The sequence below is a fragment of the Blautia sp. JLR.GB0024 genome (genome assembly GCF_037000545.1).
GTDB lineage: Bacteria > Bacillota > Clostridia > Lachnospirales > Lachnospiraceae > Blautia > Blautia celeris.
This window is the reverse complement of record NZ_JBANBF010000004.1, coordinates 115,113-133,344: the sequence shown is the minus strand read 5'-3', so window position 1 is coordinate 133,344 and position 18,232 is coordinate 115,113. Positions and strand designations below refer to the sequence as shown.

The window sequence follows — 18,232 nt, the reverse complement described above, 5'->3', positions numbered from 1 at the left end:
GACTTCATTTTGTCTCTTCGGATGTATTCGCTTTGTCTTCCGGGAAAGTGGCGGCGGTCGTTGGTGCTTTTCCCGCTATGTTCAGGATCGCGAAGGCCTCCGCGATGACCGGCTTTCCGTCATACCTGGCCGTGCCCTTGAACACGGTCTGGTCTTCTAAGAACTTCACATGTTCGGACTGGCCCAGAGTGATCCCTTTTCTCTCGACCAGCTTATAGCTGCCCAGGTAGCCGAAGGCGATATCACCGTCCTCCATGAACTCCAGTTCCTCTAAAGCGCCCCCGATCACCGGCATGGTATCGGACATCCCGGACACGATGGCTGCTGCCATGTTGCTGCCCATGGCCTCCACTACCAGGTCCACGTGAGTGGACTTGTTCATGATCCACACCAGGCCTTCCTTGCTGTAATCATTGGCGATGGCTTTGGTAGCCTTTACGATCTCCTTAAAGAGGTCCACGCCTTTTTTTCCGGTCACAGTGATGAGGTTGCTGGTATGCAGGTCCTCCCATTCCCTCTCGGTCTCGGAATAACTATCCGGCTTCGTCTCCTGGGCCAGGCGGGTCACAAAGCCCAGAGGCATTTTCGCACCTTTTCCGTATACGATCGCCTTATCACAGGCTTTAGCGATAGCCGTGCCCAGAGCGTTCATGAGGCGCCCGGTCAGATCGGCGTCATTATCCTCTAAGATATAATTGCACACCTTGAAAAATCCGCCTACTTTAAAGCCGTCCATTTCCACATCCGTGAACCCTAAAGTCAGCTCGTTCAGTGTCCCGCACTGCTCCGTCCACACACCCTCCGGGTCTTCCCCAGCGATCACCATCCTGGCCGTTCCCGGCAGCACATCATGGCTTGTATACTTTAACAATTTCGATGTCCCGTATACGATCTGGTTCAGCATAGGCAGCATGATCTCCGGGATGATCAGCTCCGTGTTCCCCACTGCACGACGGTTCGAGATGACCGCCCTGGCTCTTGTGACAAATTCTTTTACTTCCGAACGGCTGAACATGCTCTCTCTCTCCTGGATGCTCATGTCCTCAAATCTCTTTCCTCTCATGGTCATGGTCCTTTCTCCCTTTCTTTCTGTCTGCGGCGCACCGGCTGCAGGTCCTGCGGGTGCTACCGGCTGTTGCGGTACTGCGCTGCGCGCCTCTTCTTCCTTGATCTCGCCCTCGATCCGCTCGATCTCCCGCTCCAGCTCTCCCGTCTTCTGTTCATGTTCTTCTTTTTCCTTCTGGAAGGCTTCTGTCTGGTCCTCGACTTCCTTCCGCTCCTCTTCTGTGGTCTCCTCCGTCATCTCCTGGATCGCAGCCTCCAGTTCCGCTTCCCTCTTAGCGAAGTCCGCGTCCTGTCCCCGTAGCTCCTCCAGCTCTTTTTTCTTCTTGTCCAGTCTGCTCCTTAACAGCAATGCCCGTAATGCCATCTTCATTCTCCTTTCAGTCTTCCTAACATCCGTTCCCGCCAGGCTTCCAGGCTGCGCCTGCGCAGCGTCTCGATCTGGCTCTTCCTGGCACTCACGGAAGTCTCCGTGTATGCAGGGAAGGTCACAATGGATACTTCATACAGTTTCACTTTTTTGATGGTCCAGTGTACCTCGTTCCCACGGTCCTCGAACTCCTCATCCAGGATATCGAACCCAAAGCTACACTGATCCACGTCCCCGCGCTTCACCCTCTCATAAAGGTTCATGGCGTCCATATCGTTCCGGTTGATCCGAACCTCGCCCCACAGCCCCCGGCTGTCTGTCTTGAGCGTCAGGGTGCCGGCCCGGGTCCTTCCCAGCACCAGGCGTGTCTCATGGTCCGCTAAGCACCGGATGTCATCCGAGAGCGCTCCGTCAAAGGCTGTGTCCGCCACGCTCTCCGTGGCCCCTGGCCAAAGCTCATAGTCTGAGCCGAAGACGGCAAAATATCCGGAGATATAGAGGTCTTCGGAATCCTCCCGTGTCTCGAACTTCGATATCTTTCCTTTCATCTGCCGCATCTCATTTCCGCGTTCCTCACGCATCTTCCTCACCTCCCTGTATCAGTTTTTTCTGGTCCCCGATCATCCCCTGGGGGATATAGTTCTCTAAGATGATCAGCTCATCCAGGCCTTTTTTCGGTGACAGCCCGATCCAGTCCCGGACTTCGTTCCCGGCCATGATCCCTCTGGTGTAAAGGTTGCTCCCCACGTTCGACAGGGTGTTGATGTCATACGCGTACAGGGATCGCAGGTTGAACTTGAAATACCAGTCCGGACTCAGCAGGAGCTTCCGGGTGAGTTCCTGCTCCAGGGCGGCGCACAGCGTACGGATACGGGTATTGATGAAGTTGTTCCATTCCTTTTCATCGAACTGTCCTTCCCCCACCAGAAAAGACGGGATATCCAGGATGGCCGCCACGGTCCGTTTATCCAGCCGCACGGAATCCGGCAGGGCAATGTCATTTAAGGACAGCGGCCGGATCTCCTTGATATCGAACTGTTCCGCCGGGATCATCCATGGCTCTCCTGCCTCGGATGTCTCCAGGTAGCTCTCCAGCAGTTCCTTCCTGCCTTTCCGGTCGGCGAACTCCTCCGTTAGAGCATCCACCTTCACTACCATGGATGGCTTCCACTTGCTCTCCATAAAGCCTTTCTTTGTCTTGACCGCCTGTTTCAGGCTGTCCGCCACGGTCTTTAAGGCGGTCCGGTGCCCGGTCCCCTTCCATGGATAAGAGGGATCCGGATTGATGACGAAATGGAGTACCCCGTCCGGATCATATTCTTGTCCTTCATATAAGATCCGGTACCCGTATCCGTCCGGCAGAAAAGATACGCTCCCCGGTCTTGCCGGCACCAGGTCTTCCAGGTACCCGTCCTTTGTCACCGGGAACACCATGCTGTTCCCCTCTCCCTCCAAGAGGAGCGTGCGCACGACGGCGGAGATAAAGGTCTTCCGGGTCATGTACCGGTTCGGATGGATATCGATCTTCTTCGCCAGTTCATTCCGGATCCGCACGTCCCCGTTCTCTGTGTTCCCCATCAGATAAATGGTCATGCTGGAGATCAGGTCGCAGATCTTACCCACCCCTGCCATGATCTCCGGATTGTCGGCCAGGCTGGTATAGCCGCTGCAGCATAAGGTCTCATACGCCTCCATGCTGCACAGATAAGATACCGGCTCTGCACGGGTCTGTTTCTTTTTCTTCTTTGCCATGTCTCCTCCTTATGAAAACCATTCGCTCGCCTTCTGCTTCTTTTCGATATCGATCAGCATCTGCTTTGCCGCGATGACGTCCGCATCGAACAAGTCGATGCGCAGGTGCTTCTCCACTTTCTCGAACCGTACAAAGTCATCGCTGTCCTCAATAGCCTTCACGTTCTGGATGCAGTATTCATAGGCGCGGTTATGGCAGTAATAAAACCTCTGTTCCTTATACTTGTTCTCGATCTCGCGGAAGGCCTCCGTCTTCTCCACGTACCGCTGGGACTGATCCTGTACCCGGAATCCGGCTTTTTTCATCTTCAGGACGAACTCCCGGCTGTACCGTCTGTCATAACCAACCCACTTGATCTTAAAGCCCATTTTTTTCATTTTCAAAAACCACATCACCGGCTCCTCATAGTCGATGACGGTGCCGTTGCACAGGGTCAGCCATCCCTTTTCCTCCCACCAGAAGAATGGGATGCTGTCCTCATCGGCTTTCTGGGCTGCCAGCGCAGCTGGCATGAAGGCGTGGGTGATCGCGATATCGATATCCTTGTACCGGCCGTGAAGGGCCGTTCCTGTCAGGTCATGCATCAGGGAGAGGTCCGCCCCGCCGTACCAGGTCACCGGCAGCGCTGCCAGTTCCTCCAGGCTCCAGTCATACTTCTCATCCGATGCCTGCACGACTGCCATGTCAAAGTAAGTATCCACAGAGCTTGTGAAGACGTTCAGGGATTTTGCAAAGAAGTCCTTCCTCTGCTGCGGGTCGTTCTGGGCCTGCATCGCGTCGTTCATCATCTCTTCCGGACGGATAGACGCCCCATAAGCCGGGTTGGCCATCTCATGGACTGTAGGATCCAGGTAGTCGATGTATTCGCTCCCGTCCTCCCCCTTTTGGGGATCCGCTTCACAGATGAAGATGAAATACTGTTCATCCTCCACCTGTCCATCCAGGACGCGCTTGCAATACTTCACCCGGTTCGCTAAAAATCCATTGGGGTCATCTCCCGCCGTGGAGATGCCGATCATCAGCTTATTGGAATATGCCTTCATGGCCTCCTTGAACAGGTTGTACTGCTTCGGCCTCTTGAACGCGTGGATTTCATCCGCGATCGCTACGTTACAGTTGAAAGAGTCCTGGGCATCCGGGTTCGCAGCCAGGGCCTGCAGGCTGAAGAGGCCTCCTCCGATCTCGGCGCTGATGGAATGCTCGTTGTTGTTGTCGATGATCCGGAAAGTCTCCTCTTCTCCCATGCGGGTGATGTTGTATTTCAAGAACCCAAAGGTCTCCATGGTCTGCTTTTGCGCAGCGGCCACCACGTAGATCTTGGAACCGGACATCCGGTACAAAAGGCCCAGGGCATACGCCAGCCCTGCTGCAAAACTGGTCTTGACGTTCTTTCTGGGGATAAAGATGAGTGCTTCATGGAACCGGTTGACCTTTGTCCCTTTTATCTTGAACCCCAGCAGGTTATAAACGATGAACTTGTGGAAGTCCATCAAAAGGAACGGGGTCCCGCGCAGAGGCGTAGCGTCCCGCTTTTCTCCCTGCTGGTGACAGAGAGTGCTCTCGATGATGCGGATGCAGAACTCCGCGTCATGGGGGTCAAAGTCATAGGCCGGGTTCTTTAAGTCCTTTAGGAACCTTGCACAGCCCAGGATCCGGTATTTGTTCGCCCGGATCTTCCCCGACACCACACCCTTTGCATACCCCATGACGGCATCCCAGTTTTTATACTTCTCCATCTGCCTTCCGGAGCGCTTCTGCCAGTGCGCCGCCTTTCTTCTTTTCCAGTCCCTTTGTCTTTAAGAGCTTCAGCCCCTTCGGGGTCAGCCCCAGAACATTCTCCATCTCCGTCAGCTCCCTGCGCATGGTCTCCAGGGCAAGATAGAGTGCCGTCTTCCTCTGGTTCTTTGCCCCCGCCTTGTTCGTGTATACCTCTGTGATCTGGCAGTCGTTTTCATACCATTTTTCGTTCAATATGTCGTACTGCAGGCGCAGTTCCACGTACCTTTTGATAGGCGCCTCGAACTCACTTTTATATGTCCCAAGCGCCTCCATGCCGGCTTTTGTCTCCCGGTACAGCGCATTCCGCTTCCGGCTCATAGTCTGTTTTTTCACGGGTTTCCCCCCTTTTTCTTTTTTCCATCGGAGATGGAAGAACAGGTACTCCCCCAGTAGAGGAGCCTCAGGCCTCTTTTTCGGGACCAGGGGGGCTCTCCCGATAGATATGCACCTGCATCTCCTGGATATGGATGCTGCATCCATATGGCAGCATCGCTTCACAGCTCTCCTCCAGTACTCTCACCGGCATCGTGTCCGCCTGCTGCTGCAGGGTTTTGATCTGTCTGCCCAGTTCATTGACCAGATCGATCTGCCTGGTATCCCCGGACTTGACCGTGCCCTCCCGTAATGCCTTTAATAATTCATCCATGTCCTTTCCTCCAATCTTCCATCGGACGGATGAGACGCTGCAGCATCCGTCCTTCCTTTGTCAATTCTCCGGTCTTCCGGTTCTCTAACCGGTTGTGCGTGGCGCGGCTCACAGAGATCAGGTTCCAGTCCATCCATTCATACTCCGGGTATTCCTCTGCCGGATAGATATGGTGCACTGTGTCCGCGTCCCCGCTCCTGCCGTACATGGCTGCCACCCGGTCCCGGTAGCCGTCCAGCCGCAGGATGTGTGCCCGCTTCTTCTTCCATTTCCCTGACTGGTAATCCATCTTCCGCCTCCTGCCCATAGAAAGAGCGCCCAGCACTTCTGCTGGACGCTCTGATGTTCTATCTTCTTTTTTTCTGATCAAAAACCAGCCGCCAGGCTGTGACACCTGACGGCTGGAAAACAAAGGGGACTACATAAATGTAAGGGGATTATGAGCCGTTTGGTTCCGCCCAGTGGCTCTATTGTTAGTATAAAACGAATCCAACGAATAAAACGAACTATTTTCACTTTATCTTATATTTTTTCTATAATACACTAAAAAGGCACCTTCACTGAAAGGAAGGCGCCCTTATAAGTCAAAGGAATCACATGAAAAAGGTATACCACAGTGTTATAATTCAATTGTCGAGAAAGAATTATAAACCAGCTGAACTGTGGTAACACTTTCAGCAAGTAACCAAGTACCTTGAGTGCTTGGTTTTTTATGTATAAGATTTCTCCTAAACATCATGAATTACATTATACTGAATCGTTGCCGCCTGAGTTTGATACACCAACAAAATTACAACACCCAGTAGCCAAATTACAAAAAGGAGGATAGTCAACCTCCAAATGAGCCATTTGGTGTCGCCTACGGTATCTATTGTTAATATAACACAAACTACTTACACTTTATCTCATATTTTCCCGACGTCAAAAGGGCACGTTCCCGGAAAGGAATGCGCCCTTGTCTGCTCTAAACTGCTATCCTATCTATCACTTTCTTCTGTTACTCATCCTGCATTTATCTTCTCCAGCAGTGCCTCCCGGAGCACCTGAGAAAAATTGATATCCCTTGCCGTTGCCTCTTCATCCAGCCATTCCGGAATGCTTAATGTCTTCTTGACTGCCCTGCTGCTGTGCTTTCTTCTATATGCTTCCTGATCGAATTCTACGATGACCAGCACCCCGTCTTCTGTATCTACCTGATCCGCTTCCCTTGCAGCCGGTACCTCTTCTTTCCGCTTCATCCTATCTGTGAGTTCCAGGCCCAGCGCATCAACTGCCATCTCATACGCTTCCGCCATATCATCCCCCTCCGTCAGGCATTCCGGAAAGTCAGGGAATGATACCCAGTATCCTCCCTCTTCTGCCTTATGAAAAACAGCCGGATAAAATGTTTTTTTCATGCTTCCTACCTCCATACTCCTGCCGAAGGCAGGGCACTATCTCAGCCCTGCCTGTTTCAATATAGCCTGTTCCAGCCCCTTTTTCAAAGATCTGGAATGATAAGGTACGATCACTTGCTTTCCAGTCGCCTGGTTTCTCATTTTTACATGGGAACCATTTTGACTCACCTCTGCAAAGCCGTTGTCTTTCAGATGTTTTATCATCTCCTTTGAAGTCATTGGCATTTCCTCGTATCTCCTTTCCTTATCATATTTTTACTATATCACGTATTATTACGTATGTCAATCGTTTTTATACGTATTATCACGTGTACAAATAAGTGGCTGATGTATAGAATCTATTTTATCCCACACTTTTTTAAATATTTATCCCGTATCATCAAACGGGGATAGTCCGGACTGCTTTGATATCCTGTTTTGGCCGCGATCCGCTCCCAGGTCATTCCCTCCATGTAGAACATTCGGAACACGCACCGGGTCTGTCCGTCCTCTATCGATTCGATCCACATCTCTACCGCCCTGGCTCTCTTCCTCTTCTGCTCCAGGATCTTTTTTCTCTTCTCGAAGAGTTTCCAGTCCATGCCGACCACAGATTGTGCCCGTGGAAATCCTCTCTGATAATCAAACACGGTGCTGCTTATCAGGCCGCCTTCCCCTGTCTGCATCTCCTGAATCTCCATCTTCAGGACCGGGATCTCTCTTTTTATCTTTATGTAATCATCTAACATCTTCCTGGTCATCTTACTCTCCAACGGCCTCGCCTCCTGCTGTCTATCCGAAAAATCCTCCCCACCATAAAATCCCCAAAGTGAGCAGACATCTGATACATGTTTGACCGAAACTCACTTTTCCGGCTCTGATCCGCCCGTTATTAGCAAAACTGTCCGCTATGCTGAACCCTAATAAAACTGCATATATGATCTGTGGTGCTCCCATCACACTTCTTCTCCTTCCTCTTTATCTGATCGTCTCATAAATCTCTTTCTTTTCGTTATAGTTCACAGCTACGGGACCTCCGCAGTCTATACAATTGATATCGAACATCTTTTCCTCTTTGTTGGTCATATATTCAAATTTTCTCCCGCACTGGCAATTCACCTGCAGCTGTTTCAATTCTTCTGTAAATGGGTGATATGCTCCGCATAGTTCACAATGATATCCTCCTATCTCTTTCTTTGTACAAAATCCTCTTGTATGCCCGCAGGAAGGGCACTTTAAATACAAGAATCCTTTGTATGTATACGCACCTCCCAGCTTCTTAGATGGTTCTTCTGAATCTTCTGGCTTTTCTTTCACTCTTGCTCTCGGTTGGATCTGCACCGGTGTTCCTGGCAGCTGCTCCTTCACCAGTGTTTCCGACTGCTGCCCCTGGTCCATTCCATCTGCCTGCAGTAACTGCAGCACGATCGCTTTGAATACCTTTTCTCCCAGCTTCTTCTCTAAGTCTATCGCTACACTCTTACCTTCCGTTGTCACTCTTATCTTCATCAGATTTCCTCCTGCTATTTTAATAAATTTCATCTATATCCTTGTACTGAACACTCTTGTCTCTCCTGCCACCCGCACTATAATGAAATCCCGTATCCGTAATCTTCGTTATAGTAACACCACCGCATCCGCCGCCCGCAGTCTCCCCACATCTCGCAGTCCTCATATTCGCAATTCGCATCCGTGTAGCTACAAATGCCGCACTGATCATGCACACACTCAAAATCATTACACATAAGTATCTCCTCTAAATATTAATTCTCTATATCGTGAAATTCCTCACAAACATCTGTATATTCTGTTTCCAGTCCATATGCCTCTGAGTCTTCGCAGGAACATATCCAATCATCCTTGCCTGGTATATGCCATACACAGTTCCCACATTTTTCTCTATTTTCCATTTCTAATCCTCCATACTCTCACAAAACTCCTGGTAACAAGCCTCGCACCCCAGAGTATCCACCAGACTACATGCTATGTACCCGTCCTGATACACTGCCACATTGCACTTTAGGCACTCCTTTACCTGGCAGCCTTTATATTTTGTAAACCCTGGGCAGTAATGGACCGGATAAAATATCCCGCCTCTACACCAGTGCGCCTGCTCTCCCGGCTTATCCCAGTTGCTCCAGGCAGTCCGTGGCGGCTTATCTGGATGAGCCTTGTCGTATGGCTCCACCTTTGCCCGGTAATCATCATAGCAATCACCGTATAGGCAACGACTTGACCACCAGTACAGGCAGCTCCGGCAGACACATTGGCCGCAACGTCTTATAGGTGTATTGTCTCTGGCCTGCATGTATTCTGATATTGATATTTGACCTGATCTCTTCATCCAAACATCATGTAATTCCTCGCATTCACTCTTTTTACTCAAATAAGGCTTTCTGCTCTGATATACCTCTTCTAATTGTCTCTCTGTTCTTTCACACAGTATTTCATACACCCCTATCTTTAAAACTTTCTCCCTTTAACCACTCGGTCAGACACTGCCGGCACCATTCATCCGGTACTGACCCTCCGCCTTGGATATTTACCAGTTTCTCACATTCCGGCTTATTTTCACTGTGGCAGAAATCAATCCCATCATCTATACCATGTTCCATAAAAAAATCAGCTATGCCCTCATCCGTCGCGAGCATACGCCTGATGTTATCACCTTTTGTCATGTTCTTTCCCTTCCCGACAGATATTCCGGATAATCAAAGATACTCATCTGTACCCCTTCCTGCTGCTCTGAGATCTGTCCCGTCTCTTCCCGTTCCGGTTCTCCCTGTCTCTGTTCCGCTTTTCCCCGATTCTGTTCCGTTTTTCCTCTATTCTGTTCCGGGAGGTACGGAAGGTTGAAATACCTGCAGGCGATCCACTGTGGCTGCCACTGCCTCGTTCCTCCAGCTTCTTGGTACAGCCTGCAGCAGAATCTTCTGTTCTCTCGGAAGAAGTTATCACACTCCGCGCATAGGTTCCGATAGTCGGTACCTCCGGAACGCTTATACATCTCACTGATCGCTCTCATGGCTATCACCTACGATTTTTACCGGGTGTCCGAGGGCCTGCTCTATCTCCGCAAAGGTCATTTCTTTCGGTTCTTCCCGTTCTTTCGGTGCTTCCCGGTCCCAGCACTCTGTGCAATGCCTTTTCTTGTCTTCGTCCGTTTCATCATCTAATGCTATACAATCGCTTTCTATCTCATATCCATATGTATCCGGGCAACCATTGCATCCTCCCCACCATTTTTCATTTACAAACGTGGGGAGTTCCTGTTGCAATTTTTCTCTAAATGTCATGTTCTTTCCCCCTTTTCAAATGCGATCTGATCCGGCTCCACATGTCTCCAGTCCTTTACCTCATCCAGCCGGTATTGGTAACTTTCCCGCCCGTTTACCTTTATGGCGATATATCCTCCGGTCTCTACAGATCCGTAATCCTTGCCATTTACATATAAATGGATCTCCTGCCCAGTCTTTTCTGCTATCTTCTCCAGGTTGTCCCTGATATTCCTGAGATACGCCATGATATCCCCGTCTGTTTTTAACTTATCCATGTGTTCCTCCTATCTTATGCTTCTGCAGATGCTCATGCACCTGCTCCCATAGTTCCCAGCATTTTACCGGTTTCCCATCATACTTTTTACCGCCGGATGCCGCCCAGTGGTCCAGCCAGCCATTCTTTACCGCCGATCCTATATGTGCCGGGGCGGACAGTTCCAGCTCTACCGGCTCCCGCAGGGCCTGAAGGCCTGCCAGCAGGGCTTTTATCTCCACTGCCGCCCGGGTGTCCCCAGGCCCCTTCTCCACCTGCTTCACAGATCTATGCGTTTTCCCGCTCTTATCCACATAGAGCAGGTTCGCTGTGGCTGTCTTTCCACATATCCGGATACTTATCTTCACTTTTTTCATGGCTGCCTCCTAAGAGAAAGGAAGGTCATCCATGGCCTCATCCGGGTAATGCATAAAACCATCCTCGTCCACCGGCACCGGCGTCACCGGTTCTTCTGCCTTCCTGCTCTCTGCAAATTCCTGGTCATCCACGATGACATCCGTGGTATATACCTTACGCCCCTCCCGATTCACATAGCTCCCCGTCTGGATCCGGCCGCTTACGGCCACTTTCATCCCCCGGCGGAAATATTTTGCGGCAAAATCCCCCTGTCTGCGGAAGGCCACACAGCGGACGAAATCCGCTTCTGCCTCCCCTTCCTTCTTCCGGGCCCGGTCCACGGCCAGGGTATAGGTCGTGATCATAAAGGGTTCCTCCCCCTGTGTATACCTGCTGTCCGGCTCCCTGGTCAGTCTTCCGATCAATACGACTCTGTTCATACGTTCTTCCCATACCTTTCATGTAATCTGTCCCATTCCGCGATCAGCTGCGGCGGGTATTTTCCCTGTTTTTTCCCTCCTTTGTCATCCAGGCCCCATTTCTTCATGTACTCCCTGACTGTCGTAGGAGACACGTCCATGCTCCTGGAGATCTGCAGCGCGTTCTTCCCTTCCAGAGCCAGCTGGTGCATCTCCTCCAGCTGTCCCAGGCTCATCCTCTGTCCCAGCTTCATCTTTTATCCTCCTCATCTGAAATCCTCATGGAAAAGTCCCAAGAAATCCTCATGGCTGTGATCCAGCTCATAGACCTGCTGGCACATTCGTTTCAGCATCCGGTCATAGTTCCGGTTCTGATGCACGGCCTCCGCCCCGTCGATATGATGGCGCAGGCACAGGTTCACTTTGAATCCCTGCTCCTCACTGATCTGCCTGCGTCCGCTCCCATAAAAGACATGATGGTCCTGCACCGGCTTTTCCCGGAAGTCCCCTTCCAGCAGCATACACAGGAAGCACTGTTTACAGGACTGGTCCTGTAGGATGCTCTTCCCATGCTTCTTTCTCTTTTTCTTCTTCCCCTGTTTGGGGTACATCAGCTCATTCACGCTTTCCTCCTGTCTGGATCCGGAATAGGGTATAATGCCGGTAAGGAAATCCGGTCACCTTGTTCCTTCCCTCAAAATATGATTCTTTATCTATGTACCAGCCCCTGGGCGCCTCCGGCTCTTTTGGCCAACGGTCCAGCTTTTCTTTCTCCGGCTCCGGCAGGGGCATGTTCCTAGAAACGGAGTAGTTTGCTTCTACGACCTTATGGTCCAGCACGCCCTTCTCGACATATTTCTCCTGGCTCTTTGCATCTTTCGTCAGATACTGGGCCAGTTTCTTGAAGTTCCCTTCCCGGTACAGCAGCTGCTTGTCCTTTACCCTGCCGTGCTTCCAGGCCGCCTCTATGATGATGTCCGTATCCGGGATCCGGTTCAGGGCTACATGGATGTGCCAGTTCCCGGTCGGGGTGCACTCGATGTTCCGGATCCAGCGCAGCTCCATGCCCCTTTTCTTGTATTCCTTCCCGGCGGCCAGATAAAACTCCCGAAAATCCGCCTTTGCCTGTTTCATATCTTTCGGCCGTCTGTCCTTTGGATAGGTCAGGGTGATGAGATAATCGTTCACCTTGAAATACTTCCGCAGGCGGTGCCTGGCCTTCTTCTCTTTGTTCCACTGGTTCACCTGGGCCACCTGCTCCGGGGTCGCCTTCTTCTTCACGCTCCTTTTCTCTCCTGGGGCCCCATACCTCCCGTCAAGGTATTCTTCCCGCTCGATCACATCCGCGAACTCATATGTTACCCGCTTCGTCTTCATATCTCATTCCCCTTGTGTTATCTCAAGTTTAATAGTCTTATCAAGTGATAAAAAGGGGATCTTTTCCCCATATATTGACATCTTTTTTTCATGATAGTAATATAGAATCGTACCCTGTAGCTCGGGGCGCCTTCTTTAGGAAAGGCAGGTTTCTTCGGTACCTGCCTTTCTTTGCACTGTATGATCCAGAAGAGCACACAGTTTCTGCCATTTTTTATTTTCAAATCCCTAATTTTTTTGAGGATATCTTGACATTTTTTAATGGCAGTGTTACTATACAGTCATGAGCTTCTTATCTTAATTTCTAAGCATCATAACCCTTGAGAAAAGGCGGCTGCTCCCTCGGTCTGCCTTTTCTTTTTTATATCAACAGCCTGAACGACGTAGTGCTGTCCCTCCGATGTTTGAACTCCCGGCGGGCCAGAAACCCGTCTTTTCCTGCGCAGCTCCCGCTGTACTGATCCGAAAGCTGGAAAGATTCCAGCGACAATGTGGTCAAGCCGTGTTTCTCTTTTACCTGCTCGATCTCCCGGAAGATCGGCTCGATGTCTGCCTGCAGGGTGCTAAATTTCTTCTGGGTCATATACGTTCACCTCTCTTTGCTCTGGATCATAGACCAGATAAAGGCTGTCCCCATTTTTATCTACCACTTTTGCACTTCTCCCGTTCATATATATCTTTACGCTCCCAGTCCGGAAATTCCCGTCTACCCATCTCCGAATCATTGCTTCTGCTATCGTACTGTACACTTGCATTTTCTCCTTTCTCCTGTTATTATGTATTTGACTATTTTGGTCTTGGGTCCTGTTTCGCGCCCCCGCTGACAGGGCCCTTTTATTTTCTTCCGGCTTGTCCAGCCCCAGTGCCTCCAAGCACCAGACCAGTGCAACTGCCTTCATGTTATTCTCCGGATCATTGCTCTTTGCAAGCTCTTCCGAAACGTGCCAGATCCCGGCCACTATTTCCTCTTCTACAAGCATGACTCTCATCTTATTCCTCCATCAATTCCTTAAATGTCCTTGCTGCTCCCCTGGAGACCGCAGTGCCTACCAGGAACACTACGATCGACCAGAGCGGAAGCTTATATACAAGGCACACCAGTATAAAAGCTATCACTGCATGTATCATTTTGATCTTCCTTCCTGCTTGTCCCATGGTCCCGCCCTTAGGCGGTTTTATCTTCCTTGTATTTTTCAATTTCCCCAAGTCTTCCCTGAGCCTTTCTCTGGTAGTAAATGTCTACCAGAGCATCTGTTAATCTCTGTGCACAGCCTTCCGTATATTCGGCGGTGCACTTGATCTCTTTTTTCTGCTTTGCCATGCTAAACACCTCCTGTTAAAGATATGCGGTACTGGTTGTACTTGTTTCATGCGGGTCTGCCCCCAAAAGCAGGTCCTCTTTATTACTCCTCTTTAACTACTGTGTCAGCACGCTGGACAGCCCGAATGCCGTTGCAGATAGTACAAATATAACCCACATGATTCTCTCCTTACCCGTCAGGTCTTCTGTGTTGATTTTCTTTTTGCTCCCACCTATAATGTACTTACAGGCCCCCGCCAGGGCTGAGTAAATATGGAGGGAGAATTTCACTTGGATAAAAACAAATTGGTTTATGACTTATCTCTTATATGTGTCAATCAATGTCTGCAAGATATTCAGCCCACTTCAATGGATGAAGCATGTAAAAATTCCATTGACGCTTTTGAAAAAGCTTATTCAGAAATAAGTGCTTTAATCGAACCAGTCGTTGAAAGACTCAACGCAAAATAGTGTTATTTTTTCATTACTTGCAATCTCCTTGGCAAGATTACAAATATCATTTAAATCCTTTACAGTTATTCCTTGCGATGAAAGTTCTTTTACAATTTCCTTCGCAAGAAACACCTTGTTTATACGGTCCAAATCTTACCTCTCTTCCTTTATGCCGGCTCACAACAATTAACCTTATGGTAGGGGGTGCTTGTCATCCCCTATTCCTTAATTCATGGAGTATCTCATGCAGCAAAGCAGTCTGGTACTTGATCTCTTTTCCGATTAAAGAATCTGGGTTTATATATACCTGTTTCTTTTCCCTTTTCTTTGCCTGCTCTGCCGCTTCCAATTCTCGATAGGTAAACCCTGTGATAGCTTTTACTGCATTACCTGCTATTCTGAGCTCTTCCTCATTGCTCCTTTTGTTCTGTCTTTCTCTACCATAGGAACCTCCCGGGGACATCGTCGTCTTGGTTGGTGCACTAAGTAATTTACAGACTTCAACCATTGCAGTGCTTAACGGTCCTAATTCCATATCCATTGCACCTCTTGACGCCTCCGCTAACAGCACCAACTGCTGGCGAAGGATTTCTTCATTTGTCATATTGTGAATTTGTTTTTCCATTTCACATCACCTCCGTGCCATAAAAACCTAATGCTTTTGCTATTTCCTGCGGGTTATACTCTGGAGTATGTTTCCTTGCGTTTTTATCGCCCAGCATCCTGCGATATTTCCAGTAATCCGTGAAGGCCATATAATTCACCCTTTTCAGTGGACCTTCTCCCATTACGGCAAACTCTCCATATCTATCCCGGTTTATTTCAATTTCTTTCATATACTTCCTCGCTGTGCGATCGCTGATATGAAACTGTTCACAGATTCCTTTCACGCTCATTACTGGATTTCCGTACATCTGTTTAATAACTGTCATTCTATTTTCACCTCCTTATCCTCTTCCAAAAAAAACTCTACAGGTTTATTCAGCTCTTTTGCTACCTCATAAACCTTCAGTACACTTGGAATATTATCATCCCACTTGCAGATACTGCTTCGTGGAAAGTTCAGCTTATTTTCCAGAGCTGTAATACTTATCCCTGCATCACCACAAGCTTCTTTAACTTTTTGGTATATCAATAATTTCACCTCCTTCAAAAAAACAATCTAAGGTTACGCAAAATTTTGAGATAATATATTGACATTTTGCGTAATATATTCTAAAATTAGAAGTACCACCAACCAACTATAGAATAACGCTTTTACTGGATATTCGCAAAATCTTGCGTAACTCATATCTTTATTATACACAAGATTTTACGTATGTCAAGTGAAATATGCGCAAAATTTTGAGGTATAACAATATGGGACTATATGAACAGATACGAGATATAGCTAAAACTAAGGGATATTCAATCAATAAATTGGAACAGGAGCTGGGTTTTGCCAGAAGTTCTATTAATAAATTCAATAAAAACAAACCCAGTATTGATAAGCTACAACAAATTGCTGACTTATTAGAAGTGACCGTTGATTATTTAACATCCGGAAACGAAGAATCGGAAAACAACAAAATTGTTTTAAACCGCAGAGATGAAAAGGATATAGCCAAACGCCTTGAAGATGCTCTTGCAGACCTTGAAGATGCGCAGGAAGGACTTATGTTCAGCGGCGAACCACTGGATGATGAAACCAGAGAACTTCTGAAGGCCAGTCTTGAAAATAGTATTCGTATTGCCAAAATCAATGCAAAGCAGAAATTCACTCCGAAAAAGTATCGGAAAGATTGATGGGAAGTGATTCATTTGGATATAAAAAAAGTAGTGCACAAATTAATCCAAAAGTACCATACGAGAAATGTATTTGAATTAGCAGAGGCAATGGGGATATTAGTCTTGTTTGAAGATTTAGGCAGCATCAATGGATATTACAGCAAACAATTACGTATAAAGCAGATACACATTAATCAGAATCTGTCTGAACATTTACAAATACTTACCTGTGCTCACGAATTAGGCCATGCCGTCATGCATCCAAATGCAAATACTCCATTTCTACGATCAACAACATTTTTATCTGTAGACCATTTAGAAATAGAAGCCAATAAATTTGCAATGGAATGTCTTCTTACGGACGAAGATATTAAGGAAAATAAAGAGTATACAATGGAGCAGCTATCACGTATATTTGGGTACAGCGAAAAGCTTATTGAATTGCGTCTTAAATAGATTAATTCGCTACGGCGTTTTAATAAAATTAATAAAAGAATGGGGGATTTATATGATAGAAAAAAATATAAACAAAATTGGTGATGTGATTCGCATTATAGATAATAGAACTCTTATTATAAATGTAGGTGAAGAAGAACTTAAAGTTGGGGATTTAGTAAAAGTATACGAACCAATCGATATACTTTATAATTCAGACGGCTCCGAATTATGTGAATTTGAGTACACTAAGGATATTTTAGAGGTTATAGAAGTTGATAGACGTTATTCTATCTGTCAAAAGCAGGAAACTAGATCAACTGTATTTTCTGAAATGGCTATTTCCCCTTTGCTTTCCTTACAAAAAAAGGAATATGTACCATTAGATGTGGATGAAAATGAAATCAAACCTCTAAAAGCAAAAGATACAAGAATTCATGTTGGCGACCCAGTTAAATTAGGATAACTGGCTTGACATTTTCTACAACTACTGATAAGATGATAGCAGCAGAAATGGTCGTTGATTGAAATGACTAGCGTTTGCCCTCTTATCAGTATTGATAAGGGGGCTTTTGCTTTATGGCGTTTGATAAACCATTCAAAACTTATGATGAACTTATAGAAATTATGATTTCCAGAAACATTGAAATAACAAACTATGAATTTGCCAAAAATGCTTTGAGTAATATTTCTTATTACACATTAGTGAACGGATATAAAAATACTTTTCTTTCATTAAATGGCAGTGATATGTTCGTTCCTGGAACCAAATTTGAAGAATTGTATACAATTCATATTCTTGATACAAATTTAAATAGCGTATTATTGAAGTATATATTGCACATAGAACGCTCATTAAAAAGTAAAATATCATATATTATTTCACAAAATTATGGTGTTTATACTAATATTGATGATGAAAATAATAGGGATAGCACAGACTACCTTTTTCTTAAAAATTACAGTTCAAGCAATAATCGTAGAAAAAATATATTACAAAAAATAAAACAATGCGCTATTGAACCAAGACATAATTTAAGTCTTATACACTATCAAAACAACAAAAATCATATCCCACCTTGGATATTAATAGGAAATGTCCCTTTTGGTCTTGCAATACAATGGTATAGCATCCTCAAAGACAATGATAAAACATATGTATGCAAAGAGCTAATCTCTACAGACAAAATTTCCTTTGAACAAAGGAAGGAACTATTACTAAAAGCACTTCATATTTTAAAAGACTACAGAAACAGTATGGCTCATGGAATCCGAACCTTTGAGAATACAACCTCTTGTGAGCTTCCTAAGGTTCCGTTGCTTTCCGTAGCTACTAATTTAGTACATGAAGAAGAATATATGTCTGGGATAGGAAAAAATGACCTATATTCTGTAATATTAATAATTTGCATATTATTAAATGATTCTTACCTATCAGAAAACTTTTTGGTGGATTTATCACTCCTGTTCTCACCATATACCGAAAAAAAAATTCAGTTTTGTGGGAAATCTGTTTTAAATGTATTTAATCTACCAGAAAATCTGATAATTCGAATTGCTGAGTTTATTAACAACAAATACAAAGACCACTAAAAAACCGGCCCCTG

At 47.0% G+C, this 18,232-nt stretch carries 34 protein-coding genes; 5 read left to right on the top strand and 29 right to left on the bottom strand.

Features of this window, described 5'->3' with window-relative positions:
- Window positions 1-4: 4 nt before the first annotated feature.
- The 26 genes from V8Q34_RS11430 to V8Q34_RS11305 all read right to left on the bottom strand — a co-directional run bounded on the left by V8Q34_RS11430 (window position 5) and on the right by V8Q34_RS11305 (window position 13,991).
- Window positions 5-1,429, bottom strand: a complete 1,425-nt coding sequence (locus tag V8Q34_RS11430; protein WP_335835457.1) for a phage major capsid protein — start codon at window positions 1,427-1,429, stop codon at window positions 5-7.
- A 2-nt stretch (window positions 1,430-1,431) separates the two neighbouring features.
- Window positions 1,432-2,013 carry an HK97 family phage prohead protease gene (locus V8Q34_RS11425; protein WP_033141856.1) on the bottom strand — a complete coding sequence of 194 codons (582 nt, stop codon included), beginning with the start codon at window positions 2,011-2,013 and terminating at the stop codon, window positions 1,432-1,434.
- On the bottom strand, window positions 2,006-3,184 hold the full coding sequence (locus V8Q34_RS11420; RefSeq protein ID WP_054353791.1) for a phage portal protein: 1,179 nt from the start codon (window positions 3,182-3,184) through the stop codon (window positions 2,006-2,008). Before V8Q34_RS11420 ends, V8Q34_RS11425 begins: the two co-directional genes overlap by 8 nt.
- 9 nt (window positions 3,185-3,193) lie before the next feature.
- On the bottom strand, window positions 3,194-4,921 hold the full coding sequence (locus V8Q34_RS11415) for a terminase large subunit (RefSeq protein ID WP_335835456.1): 1,728 nt from the start codon (window positions 4,919-4,921) through the stop codon (window positions 3,194-3,196).
- The gene (locus tag V8Q34_RS11410; RefSeq protein WP_158587376.1) at window positions 4,908-5,297 is read right to left on the bottom strand and encodes a P27 family phage terminase small subunit; all 390 of its coding nucleotides are present in this window, start codon (window positions 5,295-5,297) and stop codon (window positions 4,908-4,910) included. The genes V8Q34_RS11415 and V8Q34_RS11410 overlap by 14 nt, the downstream gene beginning before the upstream one ends.
- Before the next feature lie 67 nt (window positions 5,298-5,364).
- A complete protein-coding gene (locus V8Q34_RS11405; protein ID WP_103732542.1) occupies window positions 5,365-5,610 on the bottom strand; it encodes a hypothetical protein in 246 nt (81 codons plus the stop codon).
- Window positions 5,603-5,899, bottom strand: a complete 297-nt coding sequence (locus V8Q34_RS11400; protein WP_033144009.1) for a hypothetical protein — start codon at window positions 5,897-5,899, stop codon at window positions 5,603-5,605. The genes V8Q34_RS11405 and V8Q34_RS11400 overlap by 8 nt, the downstream gene beginning before the upstream one ends.
- Window positions 5,900-6,611: 712 nt before the next feature.
- Window positions 6,612-7,007: a type II toxin-antitoxin system HicB family antitoxin gene (locus tag V8Q34_RS11395; RefSeq protein WP_033144010.1), complete on the bottom strand. Its 396-nt coding sequence runs from the start codon at window positions 7,005-7,007 to the stop codon at window positions 6,612-6,614.
- Between the two features lie 36 nt (window positions 7,008-7,043).
- On the bottom strand, window positions 7,044-7,232 hold the full coding sequence (locus tag V8Q34_RS11390) for a type II toxin-antitoxin system HicA family toxin (protein ID WP_054353790.1): 189 nt from the start codon (window positions 7,230-7,232) through the stop codon (window positions 7,044-7,046).
- A gap of 113 nt (window positions 7,233-7,345) precedes the next feature.
- Entirely contained in the window at window positions 7,346-7,759 is a 414-nt protein-coding gene (locus V8Q34_RS11385; RefSeq protein ID WP_225305372.1) for a hypothetical protein, read from the bottom strand.
- A gap of 205 nt (window positions 7,760-7,964) precedes the next feature.
- The gene (locus tag V8Q34_RS11380) at window positions 7,965-8,495 is read right to left on the bottom strand and encodes a hypothetical protein (protein WP_335835455.1); all 531 of its coding nucleotides are present in this window, start codon (window positions 8,493-8,495) and stop codon (window positions 7,965-7,967) included.
- Window positions 8,496-8,572: 77 nt separating this feature from the next.
- A complete protein-coding gene (locus tag V8Q34_RS11375; protein ID WP_335835454.1) occupies window positions 8,573-8,731 on the bottom strand; it encodes a hypothetical protein in 159 nt (52 codons plus the stop codon).
- A gap of 18 nt (window positions 8,732-8,749) precedes the next feature.
- Window positions 8,750-8,896, bottom strand: a complete 147-nt coding sequence (locus V8Q34_RS11370; RefSeq protein ID WP_335835453.1) for a hypothetical protein — start codon at window positions 8,894-8,896, stop codon at window positions 8,750-8,752.
- 537 nt (window positions 8,897-9,433) lie between these two features.
- Window positions 9,434-9,664: a hypothetical protein gene (locus tag V8Q34_RS11365; RefSeq protein WP_103732844.1), complete on the bottom strand. Its 231-nt coding sequence runs from the start codon at window positions 9,662-9,664 to the stop codon at window positions 9,434-9,436.
- Window positions 9,661-10,011, bottom strand: coding sequence for a hypothetical protein (locus V8Q34_RS11360; protein ID WP_033144028.1), 351 nt, complete (start codon window positions 10,009-10,011; stop codon window positions 9,661-9,663). Before V8Q34_RS11360 ends, V8Q34_RS11365 begins: the two co-directional genes overlap by 4 nt.
- On the bottom strand, window positions 9,995-10,282 hold the full coding sequence (locus tag V8Q34_RS11355) for a hypothetical protein (RefSeq protein WP_103732845.1): 288 nt from the start codon (window positions 10,280-10,282) through the stop codon (window positions 9,995-9,997). The genes V8Q34_RS11360 and V8Q34_RS11355 overlap by 17 nt, the downstream gene beginning before the upstream one ends.
- Entirely contained in the window at window positions 10,279-10,539 is a 261-nt protein-coding gene (locus V8Q34_RS11350) for a hypothetical protein (protein ID WP_335835452.1), read from the bottom strand. The genes V8Q34_RS11355 and V8Q34_RS11350 overlap by 4 nt, the downstream gene beginning before the upstream one ends.
- The gene (locus tag V8Q34_RS11345; protein WP_335835451.1) at window positions 10,532-10,894 is read right to left on the bottom strand and encodes a hypothetical protein; all 363 of its coding nucleotides are present in this window, start codon (window positions 10,892-10,894) and stop codon (window positions 10,532-10,534) included. Before V8Q34_RS11345 ends, V8Q34_RS11350 begins: the two co-directional genes overlap by 8 nt.
- Before the next feature lie 9 nt (window positions 10,895-10,903).
- Window positions 10,904-11,314, bottom strand: coding sequence for a single-stranded DNA-binding protein (locus V8Q34_RS11340; protein ID WP_103732848.1), 411 nt, complete (start codon window positions 11,312-11,314; stop codon window positions 10,904-10,906).
- Window positions 11,311-11,547, bottom strand: a complete 237-nt coding sequence (locus V8Q34_RS11335) for a hypothetical protein (protein WP_054353784.1) — start codon at window positions 11,545-11,547, stop codon at window positions 11,311-11,313. The genes V8Q34_RS11340 and V8Q34_RS11335 overlap by 4 nt, the downstream gene beginning before the upstream one ends.
- A 12-nt stretch (window positions 11,548-11,559) precedes the next feature.
- Window positions 11,560-11,916 (bottom strand): hypothetical protein, encoded by a 357-nt coding sequence (locus tag V8Q34_RS11330; protein ID WP_118594208.1) that lies wholly within the window; start codon window positions 11,914-11,916, stop codon window positions 11,560-11,562.
- Window positions 11,909-12,670, bottom strand: coding sequence for a rolling circle replication-associated protein (locus V8Q34_RS11325; protein ID WP_103732654.1), 762 nt, complete (start codon window positions 12,668-12,670; stop codon window positions 11,909-11,911). Before V8Q34_RS11325 ends, V8Q34_RS11330 begins: the two co-directional genes overlap by 8 nt.
- Before the next feature lie 361 nt (window positions 12,671-13,031).
- Entirely contained in the window at window positions 13,032-13,253 is a 222-nt protein-coding gene (locus tag V8Q34_RS11320; protein WP_054353782.1) for a hypothetical protein, read from the bottom strand.
- The gene (locus V8Q34_RS11315; protein WP_103732653.1) at window positions 13,234-13,659 is read right to left on the bottom strand and encodes a hypothetical protein; all 426 of its coding nucleotides are present in this window, start codon (window positions 13,657-13,659) and stop codon (window positions 13,234-13,236) included. Before V8Q34_RS11315 ends, V8Q34_RS11320 begins: the two co-directional genes overlap by 20 nt.
- Before the next feature lies 1 nt (window position 13,660).
- The gene (locus tag V8Q34_RS11310) at window positions 13,661-13,798 is read right to left on the bottom strand and encodes a hypothetical protein (protein ID WP_335835450.1); all 138 of its coding nucleotides are present in this window, start codon (window positions 13,796-13,798) and stop codon (window positions 13,661-13,663) included.
- Window positions 13,799-13,835: 37 nt separating this feature from the next.
- On the bottom strand, window positions 13,836-13,991 hold the full coding sequence (locus tag V8Q34_RS11305) for a hypothetical protein (RefSeq protein ID WP_250810238.1): 156 nt from the start codon (window positions 13,989-13,991) through the stop codon (window positions 13,836-13,838).
- A gap of 270 nt (window positions 13,992-14,261) precedes the next feature.
- On the opposite strand from V8Q34_RS11305, the gene V8Q34_RS11300 reads away from it, so the two are divergent.
- Entirely contained in the window at window positions 14,262-14,441 is a 180-nt protein-coding gene (locus V8Q34_RS11300; RefSeq protein WP_156120912.1) for a hypothetical protein, read from the top strand.
- 193 nt (window positions 14,442-14,634) lie between these two features.
- On the opposite strand, the gene V8Q34_RS11295 is transcribed toward V8Q34_RS11300, so the two are convergent.
- The 3 genes from V8Q34_RS11295 to V8Q34_RS11285 are packed head-to-tail and all read right to left on the bottom strand — an operon-like array spanning window position 14,635 to window position 15,558.
- Window positions 14,635-15,048: a hypothetical protein gene (locus tag V8Q34_RS11295; protein ID WP_033143721.1), complete on the bottom strand. Its 414-nt coding sequence runs from the start codon at window positions 15,046-15,048 to the stop codon at window positions 14,635-14,637.
- A gap of 1 nt (window position 15,049) precedes the next feature.
- A complete protein-coding gene (locus tag V8Q34_RS11290) occupies window positions 15,050-15,355 on the bottom strand; it encodes a hypothetical protein (protein WP_033143720.1) in 306 nt (101 codons plus the stop codon).
- A complete protein-coding gene (locus V8Q34_RS11285; protein ID WP_052099716.1) occupies window positions 15,352-15,558 on the bottom strand; it encodes a helix-turn-helix transcriptional regulator in 207 nt (68 codons plus the stop codon). The genes V8Q34_RS11290 and V8Q34_RS11285 overlap by 4 nt, the downstream gene beginning before the upstream one ends.
- Before the next feature lie 224 nt (window positions 15,559-15,782).
- Here V8Q34_RS11285 and V8Q34_RS11280 point away from each other — a divergent pair, with 224 nt between their 5' ends.
- The 4 genes from V8Q34_RS11280 (at window position 15,783) to V8Q34_RS11265 (ending at window position 18,218) form a co-directional block, all read left to right on the top strand.
- Window positions 15,783-16,208, top strand: coding sequence for a helix-turn-helix domain-containing protein (locus tag V8Q34_RS11280; RefSeq protein WP_033143719.1), 426 nt, complete (start codon window positions 15,783-15,785; stop codon window positions 16,206-16,208).
- Window positions 16,209-16,223: 15 nt separating this feature from the next.
- Window positions 16,224-16,646 carry an ImmA/IrrE family metallo-endopeptidase gene (locus tag V8Q34_RS11275; protein ID WP_033143718.1) on the top strand — a complete coding sequence of 141 codons (423 nt, stop codon included), beginning with the start codon at window positions 16,224-16,226 and terminating at the stop codon, window positions 16,644-16,646.
- A 52-nt stretch (window positions 16,647-16,698) separates the two neighbouring features.
- Window positions 16,699-17,091, top strand: coding sequence for a hypothetical protein (locus V8Q34_RS11270; RefSeq protein WP_033143717.1), 393 nt, complete (start codon window positions 16,699-16,701; stop codon window positions 17,089-17,091).
- Window positions 17,092-17,204: 113 nt separating this feature from the next.
- Window positions 17,205-18,218 (top strand): Abi family protein, encoded by a 1,014-nt coding sequence (locus V8Q34_RS11265; RefSeq protein ID WP_052099715.1) that lies wholly within the window; start codon window positions 17,205-17,207, stop codon window positions 18,216-18,218.
- Window positions 18,219-18,232: the final 14 nt, after the last annotated feature.